Genomic DNA, 19,994 nt, shown 5'->3' on the forward strand with positions numbered 1-19,994 from the left:
GGTAACATAGTATGAAGCTATTTTATTCCAGTCTTTTATGCCATCAAACCAATTCATCACATTACCTTTCAGAAGCTTTTGGGTACCTTGCAAGCTTACCCAATCTATTCATAAGCTGGAGTTTTAAAAATTGAATCCGCACGCAGCCCGATCGATTTCTCCGTTGGTATTACTTAATACGCTTAAGGCCAACCGGGGCCTGATTTATAATCTGATTAAACGTGAAGTAATTGGTCGTTATCGCGGATCTATCATGGGGTTATTATGGTCATTCTTCAATCCCGTACTCATGCTGACTGTTTATACATTTGTTTTCAGTGTGGTTTTCAAGGCCCGCTGGGTGGGTGGGACTGAATCCAAAACAGAATTTGCCTTGGTGCTTTTTGCGGGGCTTATGCTTTTTAATTTATTTGCAGAGTGCTTAAATCGAGCACCCAGTCTGATTCTGGGGAATGTCAATTATGTTAAAAAAGTCGTCTTTCCGCTCGAAATACTCCCTTTTGTAGCCATGGGTTCTGCTGCTTTTCACCTATTGATTAGCTTATTTGTCTGGTTGGCGTTTTACTTGATTTTTTTCGGGATTCCCCAAGCAACTATTGTACTGCTACCTGTCCTGTTGATCCCTTTCTTTTTAATGACTCTGGGATTGAGTTGGTTCCTGGCTTCACTAGGCGTCTATCTGCGTGATGTCAGTCAAATTATTGGGGTAATGATGACTGCGCTCATGTTTTTATCACCCATTTTTTACCCCATCGCTGCTTTGCCTGAAGAATACCATTTATTTATGCAAATCAGCCCGTTAACATTCACCGTTGAACAAGCCCGGGACGTGATGATTTGGGGTAAAGGATTGGATTGGGGTGCTTGGGCGATGTACATGTTACTTGCTGCAATCATTGCCTGGTTTGGATTTGCCTGGTTCCAGAAAACACGCAAAGGATTCGCAGATGTCCTCTGAGATTGCCATCAAGGTTGAGAACCTAAGCAAGTGCTATCACATCTATACAACCCCGCGTGATCGATTGAAACAGTTTATTTTTCCTCGACTTCGCCGCTTTGTTGGCGAAGCAGGACAACAGTACTTCAAGGAGTTCTGGGCACTGAGAGATGTCTCATTCGAAATCAAAAAAGGCGAGAGTATGGGCATCCTGGGCCGAAATGGTTCGGGGAAATCTACCTTATTGCAGATTATTGCAGGAACATTAACACCAACCGAAGGGACAGTGGAAACTTTTGGGCGAATAAGTGCCCTTCTAGAACTCGGCTCTGGATTTAATCCGGAATTCAGCGGAAAAGATAATGTCTATTTGAGCGTTGCCCTGCAGGGATTTGGTTCAGATCAGATTGATAAGAAATACGAAGATATTGCTGCTTTTGCTGATATCGGTGAATTTATAGATCAACCGGTCAAGATCTACTCGAGCGGAATGTATGCGCGTCTGGCGTTTTCTGCAGCGATTCACGCCGAACCGGATGTGTTGATTGTAGACGAAATATTAGCAGTGGGTGATGTGCCCTTCCAACAGAAGTGCATCAAGAAACTTTATCAAATGATGGATGATGGTGTTTCCATTCTGCTGGTTTCTCATGATGCCTATCAGATTCGATCAATTTGTCGAAAAGCCCTGTTGTTGCAGGAAGGAAGGCAGTGTATGTTTGAGTCTTCCGAAAAAGTCATGGATGAATATATTGCCTATTGCTCCGCTGTGGGTTCAAAAGCCAAGGCTGAATCATCAGATTTCACTCCCTCTCGTTCGAATATTGACGGAAACGCTGGTTTCGCTGTCGTGATCAAAAATCCTACTTTGATTACTGGTAATGTTCGGCATGCCACCGAGATTAACAGCTGTGACCCCGTCTGTATCGAGTTCGATTACGAAATACACGGCACCTATTCTGACACCATTTCGTTCGTGGTAAATTTGTATCGTGAAGACGACACTTATGTTTTTGGCACGACTACCAGAATGCAAGGCCTAGCCGAGTTTTCACCTGAAAATGAGGCTCGTGTCAGCATATATTTTCCTTCGTTACCGCTTGTTTCGGGCAAATATAAGTGGCGGGTCGCGGTAAACGATGGTCGGGGTATGGGCATCCTGGCTGAAGCTGTCCCCGTCTGCCATTTTTCAGTGAATGACGACTTTAGAGCTGTGGGCATTATCGACATCCCGCACACTTGGAGCCGAGAGATAATTAGCCCTGCTAATGGGTCGAGAACAACAACCAGCTGTGAGCGCGATCACCGAGATTTCGGAACGCCCCTTCCCAGAGCAGTCAATATTGTAGGGCAACAAACTAAAAATTAACCGAATGGAACGCGCCACAATAGATTTGTTTGAACGCTCATCGTTAAGGGATGAGCATTTCCATCGATATACGCTTGCTTCTATGCTGGCTGAAGGTAGGGTGGTTGATTGTGCTTGTGGCATTGGCTATGGCAGTACCCTGTTAGACCAAGAGAAAGCGGTTACTTCCTATCTTGGCATGGATCCTTCAGAGGAAGCCATCCGATATGCAACAGAAAATTATGCTAGGCCAGGTTTCACCTTTACTGTAGGTACGCTTGAGGATAATTCATGTGAAGCAGCCAGCGTCGATACTTTTGTTACGCTTGAAACGCTTGAGCACACTCACGATCCTGAGAAGTGCATCCGGAATGTTAGCCACATCCTCAAAGCCGATGGTCTACTGATTGGAAGCGTTCCGAGTGCTGATTATGATGAGCTGTGCGAACGGGTATACGGACCTAATCCATTTCATCTGCATCGTTTTACTCACAAAGGTCTCGAGGATTTACTCGGCCGATATTTTGAGTCGGCTCGTATGTTTTCCGCTGAATTTGCTATGGGCACTCTTTTTCGTCCTCTCGATCAAAAGGCATCTGATTCTTCTGCGGGGCAGATCATCTTACGTGACAACCATCTGAACAAGGTAGCAGGGTCGCTGTTCTTTATTGCCGGTGGAAAGGCTCGGGTTGGATCAGCCTTGAACAAGCTGGGTCTTATGCAGAAATTCCTCCAGAGCGTACCTAAGATTGTTCTCGACCAGGAAGAAGTAGAACCCGTCAGGCTATCCCTTCAGCGCGCGGAAAATATGATACGCCAACGTGACGAAGCGATGGCAGCCCAAGCAAAGTTACTCGAGGAGCGCTGGGCTGTGATGCAATCGATGGAGGAGCAGATTCACCAACGTGACCAGGCGATGGCGGCCCAAGCGCAGATGCTCGAAGCACGCTGGGCTGTGATGCAGTCGATGGAAGAGCAGATTTGCCAGTGTGATGAAACTGTGGCCCTGCAGGTACGAGGCATCAGGGGGCTTAAAAGTGTGCTCAATGCGGTTTCTGAAAAAATAGGCCCTGAAGATTTTTTAAAGATGCTACAAAATGAACAGCATCCCTCCACGCCATTCCTCGACATGGCTTTCAGTCTTTACCTTTTTGTAGCCAGGCTTTATCAAGCAGCGCTCAAAGCGGGCGCACAAGATTTATTTTTCTTCTCCCGCGAAGGACAACCTCTTAAAGAGATGTTTGATCTCTATCTCTCTTATAAAGACAGTCCAGCCACTATCCGCACTCATTATCTTCAGGTGTCGAGGCGCTCTACTTTCCTGATCTCGCTTGGGCCATTATCGCAAGAAAGATTTCATGTTCTTTTCAGGCAATATCGCCATATCGCGCTCATTGATTTTTTAAAAAGCCTGGCACTCGAAGAGCATACCCTTTCCCTGGCGCAAGCACTCGGGGTAGATGTCCGCGCTTTTGAAACGGTCAAAGAAGATCTGCCAAATGACCCGCTCTTTCAAAATCTTCTCAAGCTAAAGGTATTCCAGCAACTGTATGAAGAAGAACGCGTCGCCAGAAGTACTGCGTTCGAACGCTACCTTGCCGAGCTGGCAGGCGGTTCAATACCCGAATTGCTGCACGTGGTTGATGTCGGCTGGAAAGGATCCATTCAGGACAATCTCTTTAATTGGCTCAGCCATTTGCATGGCAAGAAAGCCAGAATTGAGGGCTATTATTTAGGGCTGGTGGCAAGCGGCGGTCTCACTGTCCGCAATGCCAAAACCGGCTTACTTTTTTCCAATATTAGTCAATTAACGCCAGGCTTTGCCATCTTTAATGAAAACCGCTCACTCTTTGAGATCATTCTTCATGCTGACCATGGCTCAGCCCAACGTTATGGATTAGACGCCACTGGGAATGCACAAATCGTGCAAGATGAATTTAAAGAAAAAAAAATGATTGAGGAAAAAGTATGGCCAGTTTCTCAACCTATTTTTGACTACTTTGGACAGCTTGCTGCGGCCTTGGCAAATGCACCGCTAGCCGCTAACGATTTGCTTAAATTCACGCTGAAACGGCATGCGCGCATGGTTTTCCATCCATCTCAAGAGGAGATCGATTGGATATTTTCTGTTTACCATGTGGAAAATTTCGGGGTTTTCGAGGAGTCCCGGTTCGGTGGCGCCAACAGTCGCACGTCTCGATTAAGCCAGATGATGTTTACCTGGCATTTGTTACGTCGTCGTCGACCATCAGAACTGGGATCTTGGCCATGGCTTACTATCAAAATACGGGCACTGCCAGGGTTGGACAGGCTATATAGCTGGTTCCGACGTTGGCAAAGACGCTGAAGGCGACCTTTAATCGGCGTAGTAATTTTTAATAGCGGAGTGCGGTGAAGGTGTGATTGCTAAAATTTAATCAATTTCTTCTCGAATTCTCTGACTAAACATTGGTCTGTTGTTAAATATAGTGAATGTAATTTTACAATTTAACAAGAGATAAGAGATGAAATTGTGTTTTCTTGTGGGTTCGATGGCGATCAGTGGGGGCACTTATGTGATCGTTCAGCACGCAGCTTATTTACGTGATCATGGATTCGATGTGACCCTTGCGGTACAAGAACCATTTTCCGCCTTAACGCTTGCCTGGCATGACGAAGCGCCGGCTTTACGCTGCATTCCCATTGCAGAAGCCAAGAAAGAGCATTTCGATCTGGTCATTGCGACCTGGTGGAAGACAGTATTTGAGCTAAGTCATTTCCAGGCTAAACAATATGCTTATTTTGTTCAGTCGATCGAATCCAATTTTTATCCTGAGGAAGAAGTACCCTTGAGGTTTTTGGTGGAAACGACCTACCGTTTCCCCATCCTGTACGTGACCGAAGCGACCTGGATTCAGCAATACCTGGCGAAAAAGTTTGGTCAGGCGGCTGCACTCGTCCGTAACGGCATTCGGAAGGATATCTATACGCCATTAGGGCTGGCAATTGCACCGCGTAACCTGGCTCGGCCGCCTCGCATACTGGTAGAAGGACATTTCGGTGTTTCATTCAAGAACACCGCACTAAGTATTCGCCTAGCGCGGGAAGCAGGTGCGAGAGATATCTGGGTGCTCACTGGCTCCCCGGTTAGTTGGCTTCCTGGGGTAAACAGAGTCTTTTCGCAAGTACCTATGATAAAGACCTCCCAGATCTATCGTTCCTGCGATATTTTAGTCAAGCTGAGTACAGTAGAAGGGATGTTCGGTCCTCCCTTGGAAATATTTCATTGCGGCGGAACGGCCATCGTGTTTGACGTTACAGGTCACGACGAGTACATCGTTGATGGCGTAAATGCATGCGTAACTTCTTGTGGCGATGCTGATAGAGTCGTTAGCATACTGCAGCGTTTGTTGTCAGATCGCGATACCTTGTCGCAACTGCAACAGGGAGCATTACAAACGGCTGCTGTCTGGCCGTCTTGGGAAGAATCCTCCGCACAATTCCACCAATGGGTGGCAGGCTGCCTGCAAGGCTCGGCGCCAGATCGTTCGGTTCTGGCAGCCATGACCGAGCAAGCCTTTGCCGACTATTCGCACGATGAGCAATTACGGCTTGCCCAAAACCCTGCCATTATCCGTCGACATAAATTGAGTGCGCTTGCATCGCACTTTCCACGCTCAGTGATCCGGAAAGTGAAACAGTTAGAAGCAATCGGTGAGGTGGCGTTGGGAAGGAGAACAGCATATTGAGGTATAAGCTCCGCACCATTGATGTCTGGGATACCTTGTTGAGACGAGATTGTCATCCGGAGTGCATCAAGCTGGCTACAGCGCGGCATGTCCTTCTGGGATGGCCGGACCATCTCAGGCCGGATTTCCAGGAGCATTGGGCCCTCTATCGAGCGCGTATCGATGCCGAGCGCTTTCTCGCAGAGGCTGCCCGCTCTGAAGGACAGGATGATGAATACGAAATTGCTGCGGTCTTGCATCAGTGGTTATTGGCAGTTTTCTGCAGGCCTTTTGATACAGCGTTACCATGCAGGCTAGCGGAATTCGAATTGCAAGTTGAAATAGCGAGATCATTCAAGGACCCAGATATTGAAGATTTCCTGCAAGCTTATCCAGCAGAGCATAATTATTTTCTCTCAGACTTTTATATGAATTCAAGCATGCTCGGGCGCCTTCTGGAAGAAAAAGGGTTGGACGCTCTAGTTTGCGAAGGCATTGCCTCTTGCGAGATTGGTCTGAATAAGCGTTCAGGACGCCTTTTCCAGCATGTCCACTCTCTCCACGGCATTTTTCCCAAGGAGCATGTCCATGTGGGGGACAATCGATGGTCAGATATCGAAGCGGCTGAAAAGTCTGGCGTAACCGCTGTCCATTACCTGCCTGCCACCTCGCATGCTGAGCGGCTGGCTCGAGAACGGCTGTTTTCTTCCCGCGAAGCCCTATTCGAGCACATCAGAGCCTTATGTGCCGACGAAGCGCTACAAGTTAGCCAAGGTATGTCAGCTAAACAAGCTGCCGCTTTTCGACTTGGGGCGGATGCTGCTCCGCTTTTTATCGGCTTTGCTTTATGGATTGCTGAGCAAGCATTGGTAAAAAAACTTGATCAGCTCCATTTCCTGACGCGGGAAGGTGAGTTTTTCCATCAGGTATTTACCGCCCTGTTCCCTCAGCAAACATTTTTTGGCCATACCTTGCCGCCGTCAAACATACTGGCCGTCAGCCGACTGTCAACTTTCGTCTCATCATTACGAGAAGTAACCATTGGCGAAATGTCCCGTATCTGGGACTTATTCAAGGAACAAAATGTTGCCGGAATGTTCGTCACACTCGGCATCAATATTAACAATTTCAAAGACATCCTTGATCAACTTGAGCTAAAACCCGAGGATGTGATTGAAATTCCCCAACAAAACTCTGCTTTAAATAAGCTCTTTGATACGCCAGAGTTTGTAAATGCATTACAAAACTCCATTGCTCGTCAGCAATCGCTTCTGTGTGATTACTTGATACAAAATGGATGGCAGTCCGAAGTCAAAATAGGTGTGGTGGATATTGGCTGGCGTGGCACTATCCAAGACAACCTCGCACTTGTTATGTCAGAGACGAATTTGCATGGCATGTATCTAGGTCTGCGGCGGTTTGTCAATCCCCAGCCTGATAATGTTTCCAAGTCAGCTTATGGTCCTAACGAAAATATCAGCAGCAATGCGAATGATCTCTTTGAGGTTTTTGCTGCACTAGAAATGCTTTGTATGTCTGCCGGAGGAAGTGTAGTGGGTTACCGCCGAACCCCCGATCAAATCCTCCCCTGCCGCCAGGTCTTAGGGGATGAAAATGCGGCCTATGACCAGTTCACGCGTTATTTTCAACAAGGGATACTTCTGGCGGCTAAACATTGGCGGTTATATATAGAACGATACGTAGTAAGCGCGAGTGAGCTTCAAAACACTGCGCTTAGAGTGTGGGCCACCTTGCGAAGCACCCCCAGTGTCGACTTGGCGGAATTATTCATAAAAACCCCGCAACATGATGTATTTGGGTTTGGTGACTTTTTTAACAGAAATCAAGCTCCGTCCTTGACTGCCATTTTACTGGCTCCGCTCGTCAAGGAAAGGCGACGCCAGTTGATTGAATTTATTCGACGCGTGCAATGGTCAGCAGCCATTCAGCATATCAATGGGCTGAGTCGCTTCCACCGATGGACATTGGTTTTCACGTTTCGCTTCGCTAATCAAGTGAGGCGTTTACGCATGAAGGTTCAGTGTTTCCGCAATAGAGATGATGCAAAGATGTGAAGTAGTGTCATTCCATTTTTAAATCCAAACTAACTTTACCAGTTTCCTCTTGCTGGATAATTGGTACCGTCTGCAGCTTGCCTTCACGTCATGTTTGATTTGGAAATGAAATCACTACCGACCGATGATGACGCTGTTCTTCAGGGACTCATGTTGAAGTCTCACACTGGTAGTCGGACTCACCTATTATTGAGTATACTCCGTATTCTACCCGCAATGGTTTGGTTCCATGCCGATAGGCCTGAGAATCGCCTGCCATGCCTTAAGTTTCCCTTCAAAAGATATTGAAGCATTAGCCGGACTGGTGGAAGGTAGCCGACTATAGCAGAGCGCATTGCTCTTCATTCTTGGCATGACCAATTGCTTGAAACTGATTTCTGCTTTGGTACCATTAAAGAAAAGGTGGGTGATATTGCGATGGCCACGGAAAAAATTTTCAAAATCGTTGGCTATCTGCGTTTCAATTTCAATTTTTGCGTCCAAGCTACCGTCTCTTTTACAGGAATGAAGCACATCCCATAATGCAATGCGCGCAGACTTCAACACCTGAACTTTGTCAGCATAAGATATCGCAGGGTCAAAAGAGAGCAGTTCAGCCATGATGCGCCAGAAAACATTCTGTTTATGCGCATAATATTGCCCCGCAGCTAACGACGCAATTCCGGGCATGCTGCCGAGTATGAGGACTTCGGCGTGCTCATCCGCGATCGGTGCAAAGCTATAAATCCTTGTCATCAACGCTCTGTTTATGCTTGAAATGCGTAATCCCCAGGATCGTGCTTGCGCCTGATGCATTAACCTGAGCACCTGCATGAGCCGAAATATTCAAAAAACCACCCTCACCAAAACGGATTTCCTGTTCCTGTAACGGTTGGCAGGAACGCGCTTTATTCATTCTATCTGGCACATTCAAACAGACCAGTTCATAAATTGCTTTTACCCAAGCAGCTTCATTATCCGGAATCGGCTTATTTTTTTCTACCGAGCTTTTGTTTCTGCCGCCACTCTCTTCGCGCAAGTAAGTAATAGTGCGATGCTGAGGGGTATCTTCCAGTTCTATCCGGTAAAGCGAACTCCGGCCACCAGGAAGGGGAGTTTCCTTGACGAAAGTCTTGATGAACATCGAATCCCTTCGCTGTAAATAGCCTGCTGCTTCCAGGATGACTGGCACCTCTTCGGGCAGGGTACTTAATGAGATACCTTCGATTTCAAGATCAAGAAAACGCTGCAATGGAAAGGAATCGCTGGATTCAGCATCGGTCGTTGCAAGTACGGGGGAAGGTTGCAGCAGCAATAGGGGTATTAAAAAGAGCATGCTGGCACATTGATGAGAAAGAAGCATCGATGAGTCCTCCAGTCAATTGTAAAAAAACGAGTGACTGCTATCAGCCTATTACTGGTATGTTTAAGCTGGAAACATTGTTGAATTTGACTACATTGCTCATGCTAAATTCACTCACCTGGTTCCCTTTTACATCTCTGCCGATGTCGCGCAAGATAAAGTGGGGTCCAGGCGTGTGGGATGCGAAACACAAAATGATAACGCGCAACATGATAGCTCGGATCAAAACCGTAGAAATTAAGTTGCATTTGCTGCAATTCTTCCGCCCGGTAGCTGTCCAGTGGTTTTTCCCGTTCGTCCCGTTCTCGTCGCTGCTGTTTGCTGGCAAGGAGATGAGCATAATCAGCGCTTGCTGCTAACTGTTGCGCAATCTGTTCGACTTTTTTCCGGAAATCAATATGATTTAGCTCAAAACAGCCATCGATCAGGCCAATTTGCTGTGCATCCGCAGCATCGATTGGCAAACGGTTGTCAGTCAGCTCGCTCGCCTTCTTTTTACCGACCCGTTTAGGCAACAGATACGTCCAATATTCTGAACCATACAAGTTACCCATACTCTTGTAGTGCGGATTCAGGATCACGCTTTTACGTGCATAAATCCTGTCGGCTGCAAGCGATAAAAATACCCCTCCTGCCCCCGCATTACCTTGTAACGCTGCGAGGGTAAGCTGGCGGGTGTTGGTAATGATGGCGCGTACGAGATCATTCATTGCATTGATATTGCGCCAGGATTCATCAGCGGGGCTCGCCGCATGCTCGATCAGATTAAGATGAATCCCATTTGACCAGAAATCCGGCCCACCCATCAGCACGATTACGCGCACCTCGCTTTGACTAGCCATCACATATGCTTCACGTAGCCGCTCGCATTGGCTGCTGCTCATCGCCCCGTTATAAAATACAAAATAAAGATAGCCCACCTGATTACTTTGTTCGAACCAGATATCACGATAGGTGGCATCGCTCCCCCCATCGCTGGTAGACAACGACTCAGGCGGTATCACGGGCACATCAGCCATATACTCGTTCAATGCCACTGTAGCGGGTAATTTGAGGGTGGGTTCGGCATCACTTTTTTGCTTCAGATGACCAATCCACACCGCGCCATCGACTGTCGCGCGACAAATAGCACCCTGCCGTTGTGCTATCACGGCACCTGGCTTATCTGCATGGAGCGTCGCTTCTGCCCAGGCATCAAACAAATAGTAGTGAGCACCATACAGCGAATCGAGTACGCCCGGGAAACCATCTGCTGCAAATATTTTTTTCAGGACAGTATGCGTGTCATCCTGCTGCCATTCAATGGCACGGTCCATCTGGCGTATCGGCATATGTTGCTTTCCATGGTTATTGCCAAGCTGCTGACATGCCTTAGCGAGCGGTATGGGCTGATACGTATCTGACAGGAAACGATCCACTGCAGTTAGCACAGCGTTAACAGCCGCCTCGGTTACTTCATGTCGGTACAGGCTGCTTTTGCTCGCAAAGCGCATCGAAAAGGTTTCATACGCCCACATATCGCCTGCATCCATTTCGCTATTTGCCTGCAATACCGTTACTCCCCACTCGCGGTAGCCGTGCATGAGTGCCCAGTCCAGCGCAGACGGACCGCGATCACCGATAATACCCGGATGCACCACGAAACAAGGCACGCTGCGCCATACTGTTTCAGGAATCGCCCGCTTGAGAAAGGGGGCAATCACGAGATCAGGGCGATAAAGCTCGACCGCTTGCTCCGTAATGGAATCGCTGATGTCGAACTCAAGCGAGACATCATGCCCGCAGCGCGTCAACTCAATAAATAAGCGCTGCGCGAGGCTGTTGAAACTGTGGGTGAGAAAGAGAATATTCACACTAATTTATTAACCCAGATGTTATTTTTAGCTAACTATATATTGCTTCATTCCAGGATCTTAATTCAAGTTATGCTCTGCCAAAGTACGAACGGATCGTTGAATAACGTGTAATGAAGGAATAATTCCATTTCTAAATTAAAAATGACGCAAAGGCGAGCCGCAGACAGTATCAATCATGCGGCAAGATAAAGCCGACAAAGTCAATTTTGATTTTAGTAATAGAATAACAAGGACGCATTGAATGAGCTCCTTGTTTATTTTAGGTAATCAAACTTTCACAGCCATTTATTGCAAGAGCCTACATTCGTTATGCGTATGGAAACATGAAGATATCTGGAACTTTACAATGAAATATATCTCATACTTTCGTCTATTGAATTCAAGTTATCAAAAAAGTGATGCCTCTGGTTGACTCTTTTACCTTGATATTGGATAGTCATAAATAAATTACCATATGCATAAATTCATTAGGAAGGAGAAACAATATGGCAACTGGTATTGTAAAATGGTTCAATGATTCTAAAGGTTTTGGTTTTATTACCCCCGATAATGGTGGAGAAGATTTATTTGCCCACTTCTCTGCAATCAATAGCAAAGGTTTTAAAACATTACGCGAAGCTCAACGCGTGACTTTCGAAGTAACGATGGGTCCTAAAGGTAAGCAGGCTACCAATATTGTGCCTCAATAAGTATGAACCCAGCCTGATAAAAAACCCCGGTTTAGCCTAACCGAGGTTTTTTGTCGTGGAAATTCCTATCAAGCTTTATTCCTTTATCCCGAGTACTCATGCACTAGAGGCCAGATGTCATTTTAGTCAGTAAAATAATTTATTTTATTGCGCACAAGCTTGCCTTGTGCAAAGATTTTGATGCATAGGTTTACCACACTCGCGCACCACGCCTCTGCCACAAGGTTGGTTGACAGGCTTTACCGATCAGTAATACAAGATATGTAACTGTACTTGTATGCTCCAAGTCAAATTACCATCCCCATTCCTCAGACTTTTATTAACTCTTCTTGCCGCCCAACGGCCTGCGGTATTGGCAGTCGGAAAGAAAAAGTTTGGGAATGGAAACACAGTTAGCTCTAGAATAAACCCCAAACACGCGTATAGAGTCCCAGCCATCCAGTACACGCTATATTAGGCGCACTTACAGGCTCCAAAATTTACCCATTTTTCCTGAACCAATCCTTCAATTCTTTCTCTAGCTCTCGCAATGCATCGTCAATTGAATCAATATTTGAATCACTTTCCCAGGCCATGCCACCTGGATCAAGCGCCCGTACCAACGAACTGCTATATTCATCTCTTCCAATCTCTATCCAGCCTTGTTCTTCGATCCAGCGGGTAATTGTTGGGTAGGAGCCTGCAAACGAAGTCATTTGAAAGTACCTTTATTTTGTCTCAACTGAGTTGATAACCATGTTTTACCCAGTAATGCCAATCGGTAATGGCTTCCTCAGTACGCCCATCAATATCAACTGGCTCTAACTGTGCGAGTGGAACACCAAAACTTCGACTTTGCCATTCCACGATAACAAACATTTCGTGCATACAATCATCTTCAGGAGCCATTTTAATTACCGAAACCTTTTCACCTTTTTTGAAGGGAAAAATAAGCCTTGCTTCGATACAACAGGCTGAAAATGGGAAGGTAATTTTACCTTCCAAGTAGTAATACCATCCTAGCGCCTGCTCTTCTGGTCCATAGGCATCCACAATCACTTCATCCTCTATTCGGCGTTCACGCTCTTCATCTCGTTCAATTTCTTTCATTTTAAAAATCTCTACTTTGGCTCAGAAGGGTGCGCCCACCGCCCAAACTCAGCCGCTGACTTGGAGCGACGAAGGGGTCAAAGGGACATCGGCTGGAGCGCTTGATTGGGCGGCGCCGATTCAATAGGATTCAAGATATCACTTCAATGCTGCTGACAGACTTGGAAGCGAGTACAAGCCTACTGTTCTCCACGACCCTGTGTTTATTATATTCATGTTCTGCTGCGCCCACGCCAGAAGTTCGTCATGCGGAGTAAGATACCAAACACCACGATCTTGAAAGCAGATATACAAATCTTTGTTCATGTATTTTTTAGCAAGCGTATACCTACCCTTGAGCTGGACTTTCGAGAGCTGTTCACCGTCGATGTGTTGCACGATGAAATCTGCACCCTGCCAATCATCTGTTAGCCGAATGGTTGTGAACCCGTAGTCAGCAAGCACCCCCGACACCCTCTGGAAGTTGTATGACTCTTGCTGCCTCGCATTTAGCTCAGCGTAATGGACGGTTTGAAGCTTCATGATGTCGAACGTTCAAAATACCCAACCCGCGCGTCTTTTCGTGCAGATTCGGTGGAATGATGGGTTGCCTTCATGGACGGACGGCCTCGGGCCAGAGGAAGTATGGTCCATGTTTTGGACTCATCCGAAATTCACCACCTGCATCTTTTCCTTTCGTGGTGATGTAGTTCTTCCCATCTCGGGCTTCGAGATAACCTGATTTGACTAGTTGCTCTATAAATTCATTGGTTTTAACCCCGAGCTTCTGTGCCAGCTTGGACGAAGTTAATTTGTCGCAGGATGGCTCTTCATTCTCTGCGATGATTTCCACTTCCTTTTCGACCGTTTCAACAGAGATACGGATTTCGTCGCTGATGCGAATGATGCGCTGAGCTTCTTCGTAAGCTTCTTTGTATAGATCAGGATCTTCACTACGCCGGATGAGCACACCCATTTCGTTGTTGTTTACTTGGCTGAACTCGTAGAGGTTTAGGCTGGTAATAATGCACAGTTCCTCATTGAGGTAGCACTTGGCGTGGAGATTCTTGCAAAAACTTGTGCGGAGATAGGAAAGTGCGGTAAGCCAACTGATTTCACCGGGTTGAAGCTCGCTCTTGCCGTAGACGATACGAACATCAATCTTCAAACGGTTTTTGTCTTCCAGGAGTTCTTTGATCCGATCATTTAGCCGGAGAAAAGGGCTAATAAGAATCAGGCGATCCCTGGCATTCTTAATGAGTTCTTCGAGGAAGTAATTCGTGGCGCTTGTGTTTAAGAATTTTGCCATCACGGTTCCGAGATTGATGAATACTAAAAAAGGGGGAAACTAAATTAGGCCTCCAGAATGACGCAATATAAATATATTATGTCAAAAACGATATCTAACACGACAAGTCGCATGCTATCTCCTTATTTTTATAGAATTGTATTGATTTAGCTTTCATCATAATAACAAACTTTGTTAGATCCATAAATATGATAGATGAATAAGCTAAGCAACATTTTGATACGATGGAAGAAAGGAAAATTGAATTGTTTCTGACTTACTCACAGTTAAAAGAAAACGGAGTGGTCGTCATCTCGTCTCTTAACTTAGCCTTATAGTATAAGGCTTGTTTTTTCTTGATTCGCGACCTGATCCTTTTGCTAGCTTTTGCTCTTGATCTTGAATAAATACTTGAACTTTACTTAAAAAAGCGTATCCTACTAACGTCTTTTGGATTCAAGTTGTTAAATGTGGTACTAATAGTTGACCCTTTTTCCTTGACATTCGATGGCTACATACGGATAACCGTAATCATAAATTTATTATTAAGGAAATAGAACATGGCAACAGGTACTGTAAAATGGTTTAACGACGCTAAAGGGTTTGGTTTTATTACTCCAGACAACGGTGGAGAAGATTTATTTGCACACTTTTCTGCAATCAATGCTAATGGCTTCAAGTCATTACGCGAGGCACAGCGTGTGACCTTCGATGTCACGACCGGCCCCAAAGGTAAGCAGGCATCAAATATTGTGCCTCAATAAGTTCGAGCACAAATAAGCCAGATACCCCGGTTAACCGGGGTATTTTTTTGTCTGGCAGAATCAAATCAAGCAGTCAGTAATCATCACGAGCGTTATTTAACAAATACGCGGCAACTGTTCTCCACTTAACCAGTCAACCACCCGCTGGCCGCCAAAACTTGTTTCCATCTGCACGAAATGATGGGAATCTTCGATCACTTCACCAATAATTGCTGCCTCACTCCCCAGAGGATGCGCTTGCATCGTTTGCAGTAATGCCTCTGCCGCTTCAGGGGGGCAGATAGCAACTAATTTACCTTCATTGGCAATATAAAGTGGATCAAATCCCAAAAATTCGCAGGCAGCTCTGACTTGTTCACGAATGGGAAGTTTATTTTCATTCACCATCATGCCCACGCCAGATTGGCGTGCAATCTCATTCAGTGTAGTCGCGAGTCCACCACGTGTTGGGTCGCGCAGCACATGAATCGTAGGAACAGCTTCGGTCATACAAGCTACCAGCTCATGCAAGGCAGCAGTATCGGACTGGATGGTGGTATGAAAAGTAAGATTTTCACGCAGTGACAGAATAGCGATACCATGATCACCGAGCGTACCGGACACCAGAATCTTGTCGCCGGGCTGCGCCCGCTCGGCTGAAATTTGAAGACCCTCTGGCACAACCCCTACCCCGGTCGTGGTGATGAATATTCCATCCCCTTTGCCTTGTTCCACTACTTTGGTATCGCCCGTAATAATGGAAACACCTGCTTGTTGCGCCGCTTTTGCCATCGATTCAACAATGCGCTTGAGATCAGCCAGCGGGAAGCCTTCTTCCAGGATAAAGCTGGCAGATAAATAGAGCGGCCTGGCACCAGACATCGCAACATCATTGAGTGTGCCATGCACCGACAAGCTGCCGATATCGCCACCCGGGAAAAACAGAGGTGAAACCACATGGCTATCAGTCGACATCACCATGCGCCCCGCTGGTACTGCAAAACAGGCCTGGTCATTCATCTGGCGCAGCATGTCGTTATCAAAAGCAGTGAGGAACAAAGTATCGATCAATTGCATCATCATGCGCCCGCCCCCGCCATGCGCCATCTCCACTCGACCGTTTTTGAAATCAAGCGGGCGGATATAAGCCGTTTTGCTCACTTTAACCGGTTTTCCAGTTGACATCATGCCGTCTGTCGAAAACGGCCATAACTGTAATATGCTGCACAGGCCCCTTCCGACGAAACCATGCAGGAACCAATCGGATTGTCAGGCGTACAGACAGAACCAAAAATTTTGCAATCCTTGGGATGCTTGATGCCGCGCAGAACGGCGCCACACTCGCATGCTTTATTATCAGCGATGGAGAGGGCGGGTATCTGAAAGCGCTTTTCTGCATCAAAATCACTAAAAGCTGCCTTGATGCGCAGTGCGCTGTAAGGCACCGAACCGAGGCCGCGCCATTCAAACGCTCGCCGCAGCTCAAATACTTCTGCGACCAGATGCTGCGCCTTGAGATTACCTTGATACGTTACAGCACGGGTAAACTCATTTTCCACTTCCGCCCGTTCTTCGTTGATCTGCCGGATCAGCATGAGAATCGCCTGCATGACATCGAGCGGTTCAAAGCCCGCAATCACAACAGGTTTCTGAAACTCTTCTGCGAAATACTCATAAGGCCGGCTGCCTATGACAGTCGAAACATGAGCCGGTCCGATAAAACCATCCAGCGGCACCCAGCCGAGCTGGCGCACTTCCGGAGACTGCAGGATGTGAGAAATGGCGGAAGGCGTCAGCACATGATTACAAAATACGCTGAAATTGGTCAAATCCAATGCTTGTGCATGCTTGATCGCGATCGCGCTGGGTGGCGTGGTGGTCTCAAAACCGATGGCAAGAAAAACAACCTGCCGCTGTGGATTTTGCTGGGCAATCTTGATCGCATCCGTACTGGAATAGATCATCCGTATATCGGCCCCTTGTGCTTTGATTTTCAGCAAACTCATGCCCCGATGAGTCGGGACACGCAGCATATCGCCATAACTGCATAAAATCACCTCCGCTTGCTGCGCTAATTGAATGGCATTTTCAATGCGTCCAACGGGCAAAACGCAAACCGGACAGCCAGGCCCATGGATCATACGCACGTTGCTCGGCAACAGATCGGGTATGCCATAGCGTGAAATGGCATGCGTATGACCGCCGCAAAATTCCATCAGATGGTAGTGCCGCCGAGGATCCACTTCACGCACAATTCGAGCAGCAATTTTTTTTGCTAATACACCGTCACGGAATTCATCTATGTATTTCATATTGATTACTCAGCGGAACATGGATCATTTTGTGCTTGTATTTCAGCAAACAGTGCTAAAGTATGTTCTGCTTCACTCGGGTCTATTTTCTGTAATGCGAAACCGACATGCACGATAACATAATCGCCAAGTTTGACATCCTCCACCAGCGCCAGCGAAACTTCTCGGCGTACTCCACTTAAATTGACGATTGCGCAATCTTCCGCGACAATTTCTTCTACACAAGCAGGAATGGCGAGGCACATAATGAATTTAAATCATCAGACAATACTGCATTTAAACAGGACAATTACCTGGATTATTGCTAAACCACCTCCGAAAGAACCATAATAACGTGATTCAGCACTATTAACCAGACCAGAAAAATTACTTTACTATTTTTTATTTTTTAAAATGTATAGCCGATTACTTGTATTGATTTTTTGCCTGTTCATTTCCAACCTATCCAGCGCACATAATCATGTCTGGATAATTGTCGATACCAAAACTTCCACCTTATCAGTCATGAAAGGAATGATACTAGAAGCGGTTTTCAAAGATATCGCCATCGGACGCTTTGGTGCCAGCAAAGCCAGAATGATGGGTGATAACAGAACACCGCTCGGTAGTTTCAAGATCGATCGGATAAAAGAACCCAGCCGCTACTACCGTTTCTTTGGTCTGGATTTCCCGAATCGAGAAGCCGCTGATCTTGCGCTGGCGGAGAATCGAATTACTAAAGAAACATGGCAATCCATTATCTATGCCATCGAGGCAGGAAGAACGCCTCCTCAAAATACGCCGCTGGGTGGTCATTTAGGTATTCACGGGCTCGGACGAGCAGATCAACAGGTCCATGGGCTATACAACTGGACTAATGGCTGTATTGCACTTACCAATACGCAGATTGATCAACTCAGCAAATGGCTCAAACCCGGGGTAACTGTCGAAATTTGGTAACCATCCAGCGGGCTTGATTAAAAAAATATATCGATGAGTATTGAATTATTTTTAGGGCGCTTCCAAAAATTCAGATTCCTAGATAAGGACGGGGTAAGTAAGCAATTCGCGAAGAAAGCGGATGCTCGCAAATATGAGTTTTTAGAGGCGCCCTTTATACATTCTGTGACTCATAGTTTTATCCCTGCTGGTTTTAAGCGCATGATCATAATATGGGGACTGCCAGGCTTCTTCATTCTCTCTGCAAATCAAGTTCATCAGCTTCAGAAAGGCCTTTTGAAGAAGCGAGCTCCTTCTTATTAATGTTCAGCTTGATCCGAGGAGTGAGAGTGGTGTTGCAATGATGAATTTATAGTTATTTTAAGTCTCACTCTATAGTGCCCAGTATCAAATCTTATTTTCTTCAGTTCGACCTTACCATATTATTTGTACTGTCTAGGTTCACCTTCGCATCTATTTGATAGAAGAGGTAGAGGAGGAGTATTGTCATGGCCTTGCTCAAGCCAGTCCCTTTGCTAACCCCTTTAATAACGCCTTTAGTAGTCCCTTTTTTCTTTCTCGTTCTCCTCTCATCGGGTATTTGTGCACAACCAGTACCAGCAACTAAGCTGGCGGCACCAGCCACAACCCAATCTACTGAGTCATCCCCGTCAGATGAATCACTGTATGAACTGCTGACCACTATCAAGTAAACTGAAAATGAGCGCACTGCTCTCAACGAGCAATTAAAAGACACTTCCAATGCAGCGGACAAACAACAGACCCAAAAACAATTGCAATCACTCGATCAACGTTTAATTGATTTGAAGAACTCTTTTGAAGAAACGGTCACCGGACGGCAAGGTCTTGCAACATTAGCCGAGAAACCGGAAGAAAAAGCCCCATTCAACTGGAAAAAGGAATTAGAGGAGATTGTACATCCCCTCATGGATGATCTAAAGCAGTTGACCGAGCGACCGCGCAAGATGGAGCAGCTAAAAAATGAACAAATGTTGCAAGAAGATCACTTGCTTGTACTGGATAATAACATTTATTAATCAATAGGTTATATTATTTAGGTTGACCGTGTTTAGGCATATTTAGTCATGTTTTTGCATAGCTTGGTCAACATTTTGGTCAGCATTAAATAGCAAAAAATCACCGATATTTTAGTAGTGCCTTTAATATTTCTTGCGAAAATGATTTTAGGCAAAAACGATGGGAATAATTAATATAAAAATTAATCTCAATCGAACAAAGTTACCCCTTCTTTTCCTTCTTCTTTTTTGGATTTCTGATCAAGATGCGTCCTTCTTTACAAAATTTACGAAATTTTTCTTCCTCTTCTTCTTGGCTTTTTAAAGCTTTTGCCAACCTATCATGAGCATACGGAGATGTCGGTTCCTCATCTAATCCACTTTTAAGTGTTGCGATTGCTTCTGTAAACAATCCTTTATAATTTAAGGGTCTTAGGAAGTTAAGCACTTATTAAGGTGTGTTAACTTACTGAGATGAATGGTAAAAATAGATACTACTTTCGTTCTCGAATTAGAGAAGCGAAATTTAGCCAACTTATTCGGTGCTTTTCTCTGGATTTCACTGCTACGAGCACAGCAAAATTGACCGGTATCTCGATTCGATCCGTTAATAGCATTTACCTTAAAATACGGCAGCGAATTGCCTGTTGTTGTGAGCTTGAATCGCCTCTGCA

Annotated in this window: 21 protein-coding genes and 1 pseudogene; 12 read left to right on the plus strand and 10 right to left on the minus strand. The window is 45.9% G+C overall.

Translation table 11 applies throughout. The features are described 5' to 3' along the window. Positions 1-130 precede the first annotated feature (130 nt). The 5 genes from BM283_RS05550 to BM283_RS05570 all read left to right on the plus strand — a co-directional run bounded on the left by BM283_RS05550 (position 131) and on the right by BM283_RS05570 (position 8,067). Positions 131-958, plus strand: coding sequence for an ABC transporter permease (locus BM283_RS05550; protein ID WP_090690591.1), 828 nt, complete (start codon positions 131-133; stop codon positions 956-958). Then, entirely contained in the window at positions 948-2,306 is a 1,359-nt protein-coding gene (locus tag BM283_RS05555) for an ABC transporter ATP-binding protein (RefSeq protein ID WP_090690594.1), read from the plus strand. The genes BM283_RS05550 and BM283_RS05555 overlap by 11 nt, the downstream gene beginning before the upstream one ends. A gap of 4 nt (positions 2,307-2,310) precedes the next feature. Beyond that, positions 2,311-4,632 (plus strand): methyltransferase domain-containing protein, encoded by a 2,322-nt coding sequence (locus BM283_RS05560; protein WP_090690597.1) that lies wholly within the window; start codon positions 2,311-2,313, stop codon positions 4,630-4,632. Positions 4,633-4,789: 157 nt separating this feature from the next. After that, entirely contained in the window at positions 4,790-6,013 is a 1,224-nt protein-coding gene (locus tag BM283_RS05565) for a glycosyltransferase (RefSeq protein ID WP_090690601.1), read from the plus strand. Beyond that, positions 6,010-8,067, plus strand: coding sequence for an HAD family hydrolase (locus BM283_RS05570; protein ID WP_090690604.1), 2,058 nt, complete (start codon positions 6,010-6,012; stop codon positions 8,065-8,067). Before BM283_RS05565 ends, BM283_RS05570 begins: the two co-directional genes overlap by 4 nt. Before the next feature lie 207 nt (positions 8,068-8,274). Here the strand turns inward: BM283_RS05570 and BM283_RS05575 are convergent, their stop codons facing one another. From BM283_RS05575 to BM283_RS05585, 3 genes are all read right to left on the minus strand, one after another. Next, entirely contained in the window at positions 8,275-8,802 is a 528-nt protein-coding gene (locus BM283_RS05575; protein ID WP_090690607.1) for a DNA-deoxyinosine glycosylase, read from the minus strand. Next, complete coding sequence (locus BM283_RS05580) at positions 8,786-9,409, minus strand: hypothetical protein (RefSeq protein WP_090690610.1); 624 nt, start codon at positions 9,407-9,409, stop codon at positions 8,786-8,788. Before BM283_RS05580 ends, BM283_RS05575 begins: the two co-directional genes overlap by 17 nt. Before the next feature lie 110 nt (positions 9,410-9,519). Next, positions 9,520-11,262: a hydrogenase maturation protein gene (locus BM283_RS05585; protein WP_090690613.1), complete on the minus strand. Its 1,743-nt coding sequence runs from the start codon at positions 11,260-11,262 to the stop codon at positions 9,520-9,522. A 488-nt stretch (positions 11,263-11,750) separates the two neighbouring features. Here BM283_RS05585 and BM283_RS05590 point away from each other — a divergent pair, with 488 nt between their 5' ends. After that, positions 11,751-11,954: a cold-shock protein gene (locus BM283_RS05590; protein WP_046850114.1), complete on the plus strand. Its 204-nt coding sequence runs from the start codon at positions 11,751-11,753 to the stop codon at positions 11,952-11,954. Between the two features lie 479 nt (positions 11,955-12,433). Here the strand turns inward: BM283_RS05590 and BM283_RS05595 are convergent, their stop codons facing one another. Both BM283_RS05595 and BM283_RS05600 read right to left on the minus strand, forming a co-directional pair. Continuing rightward, positions 12,434-12,649: a hypothetical protein gene (locus tag BM283_RS05595; RefSeq protein WP_090690616.1), complete on the minus strand. Its 216-nt coding sequence runs from the start codon at positions 12,647-12,649 to the stop codon at positions 12,434-12,436. A gap of 22 nt (positions 12,650-12,671) precedes the next feature. Then, complete coding sequence (locus tag BM283_RS05600) at positions 12,672-13,043, minus strand: calcium-binding protein (RefSeq protein WP_090690619.1); 372 nt, start codon at positions 13,041-13,043, stop codon at positions 12,672-12,674. A gap of 246 nt (positions 13,044-13,289) precedes the next feature. Here BM283_RS05600 and BM283_RS18705 point away from each other — a divergent pair, with 246 nt between their 5' ends. Continuing rightward, complete coding sequence (locus BM283_RS18705) at positions 13,290-13,454, plus strand: hypothetical protein (protein ID WP_175492042.1); 165 nt, start codon at positions 13,290-13,292, stop codon at positions 13,452-13,454. Between the two features lie 181 nt (positions 13,455-13,635). On the opposite strand, the gene BM283_RS05610 is transcribed toward BM283_RS18705, so the two are convergent. Next, entirely contained in the window at positions 13,636-14,331 is a 696-nt protein-coding gene (locus BM283_RS05610; protein WP_090690624.1) for a phospholipase D family protein, read from the minus strand. A 539-nt stretch (positions 14,332-14,870) separates the two neighbouring features. On the opposite strand from BM283_RS05610, the gene BM283_RS05615 reads away from it, so the two are divergent. Continuing rightward, positions 14,871-15,074, plus strand: coding sequence for a cold-shock protein (locus tag BM283_RS05615; protein WP_046850109.1), 204 nt, complete (start codon positions 14,871-14,873; stop codon positions 15,072-15,074). Positions 15,075-15,170: 96 nt separating this feature from the next. On the opposite strand, the gene hypE is transcribed toward BM283_RS05615, so the two are convergent. Genes hypE through BM283_RS05630 form a run of 3 tightly spaced genes read right to left on the minus strand, consistent with a single transcriptional unit; the run spans position 15,171 to position 17,610 of the window. Further along, the gene (gene hypE, locus BM283_RS05620; RefSeq protein ID WP_090690627.1) at positions 15,171-16,238 is read right to left on the minus strand and encodes a hydrogenase expression/formation protein HypE; all 1,068 of its coding nucleotides are present in this window, start codon (positions 16,236-16,238) and stop codon (positions 15,171-15,173) included. Beyond that, positions 16,238-17,365 carry a hydrogenase formation protein HypD gene (hypD, locus tag BM283_RS05625; RefSeq protein ID WP_090690630.1) on the minus strand — a complete coding sequence of 376 codons (1,128 nt, stop codon included), beginning with the start codon at positions 17,363-17,365 and terminating at the stop codon, positions 16,238-16,240. Before hypD ends, hypE begins: the two co-directional genes overlap by 1 nt. A gap of 5 nt (positions 17,366-17,370) precedes the next feature. Then, positions 17,371-17,610, minus strand: coding sequence for a HypC/HybG/HupF family hydrogenase formation chaperone (locus BM283_RS05630; RefSeq protein ID WP_090690634.1), 240 nt, complete (start codon positions 17,608-17,610; stop codon positions 17,371-17,373). Between the two features lie 169 nt (positions 17,611-17,779). On the opposite strand from BM283_RS05630, the gene BM283_RS05635 reads away from it, so the two are divergent. From BM283_RS05635 to BM283_RS05650, 3 genes are all read left to right on the plus strand, one after another. Next, complete coding sequence (locus BM283_RS05635; RefSeq protein WP_254776203.1) at positions 17,780-18,304, plus strand: L,D-transpeptidase; 525 nt, start codon at positions 17,780-17,782, stop codon at positions 18,302-18,304. A gap of 488 nt (positions 18,305-18,792) precedes the next feature. Beyond that, on the plus strand, positions 18,793-18,996 hold the full coding sequence (locus tag BM283_RS17980) for a hypothetical protein (protein WP_139225204.1): 204 nt from the start codon (positions 18,793-18,795) through the stop codon (positions 18,994-18,996). A gap of 81 nt (positions 18,997-19,077) precedes the next feature. Continuing rightward, positions 19,078-19,341, plus strand: a complete 264-nt coding sequence (locus tag BM283_RS05650) for a hypothetical protein (RefSeq protein WP_090690650.1) — start codon at positions 19,078-19,080, stop codon at positions 19,339-19,341. A 202-nt stretch (positions 19,342-19,543) separates the two neighbouring features. Here BM283_RS05650 and BM283_RS05655 read toward each other — a convergent pair whose 3' ends face one another. After that, positions 19,544-19,732 (minus strand): hypothetical protein, encoded by a 189-nt coding sequence (locus tag BM283_RS05655; RefSeq protein WP_139225205.1) that lies wholly within the window; start codon positions 19,730-19,732, stop codon positions 19,544-19,546. Between the two features lie 62 nt (positions 19,733-19,794). On the opposite strand from BM283_RS05655, the pseudogene BM283_RS05660 reads away from it, so the two are divergent. Then, positions 19,795-19,994, plus strand: a pseudogene (locus BM283_RS05660) (IS1595 family transposase); the annotation flags it as partial.

This window comes from Nitrosomonas sp. Nm34 (assembly GCF_900113925.1).
GTDB lineage: Bacteria > Pseudomonadota > Gammaproteobacteria > Burkholderiales > Nitrosomonadaceae > Nitrosomonas.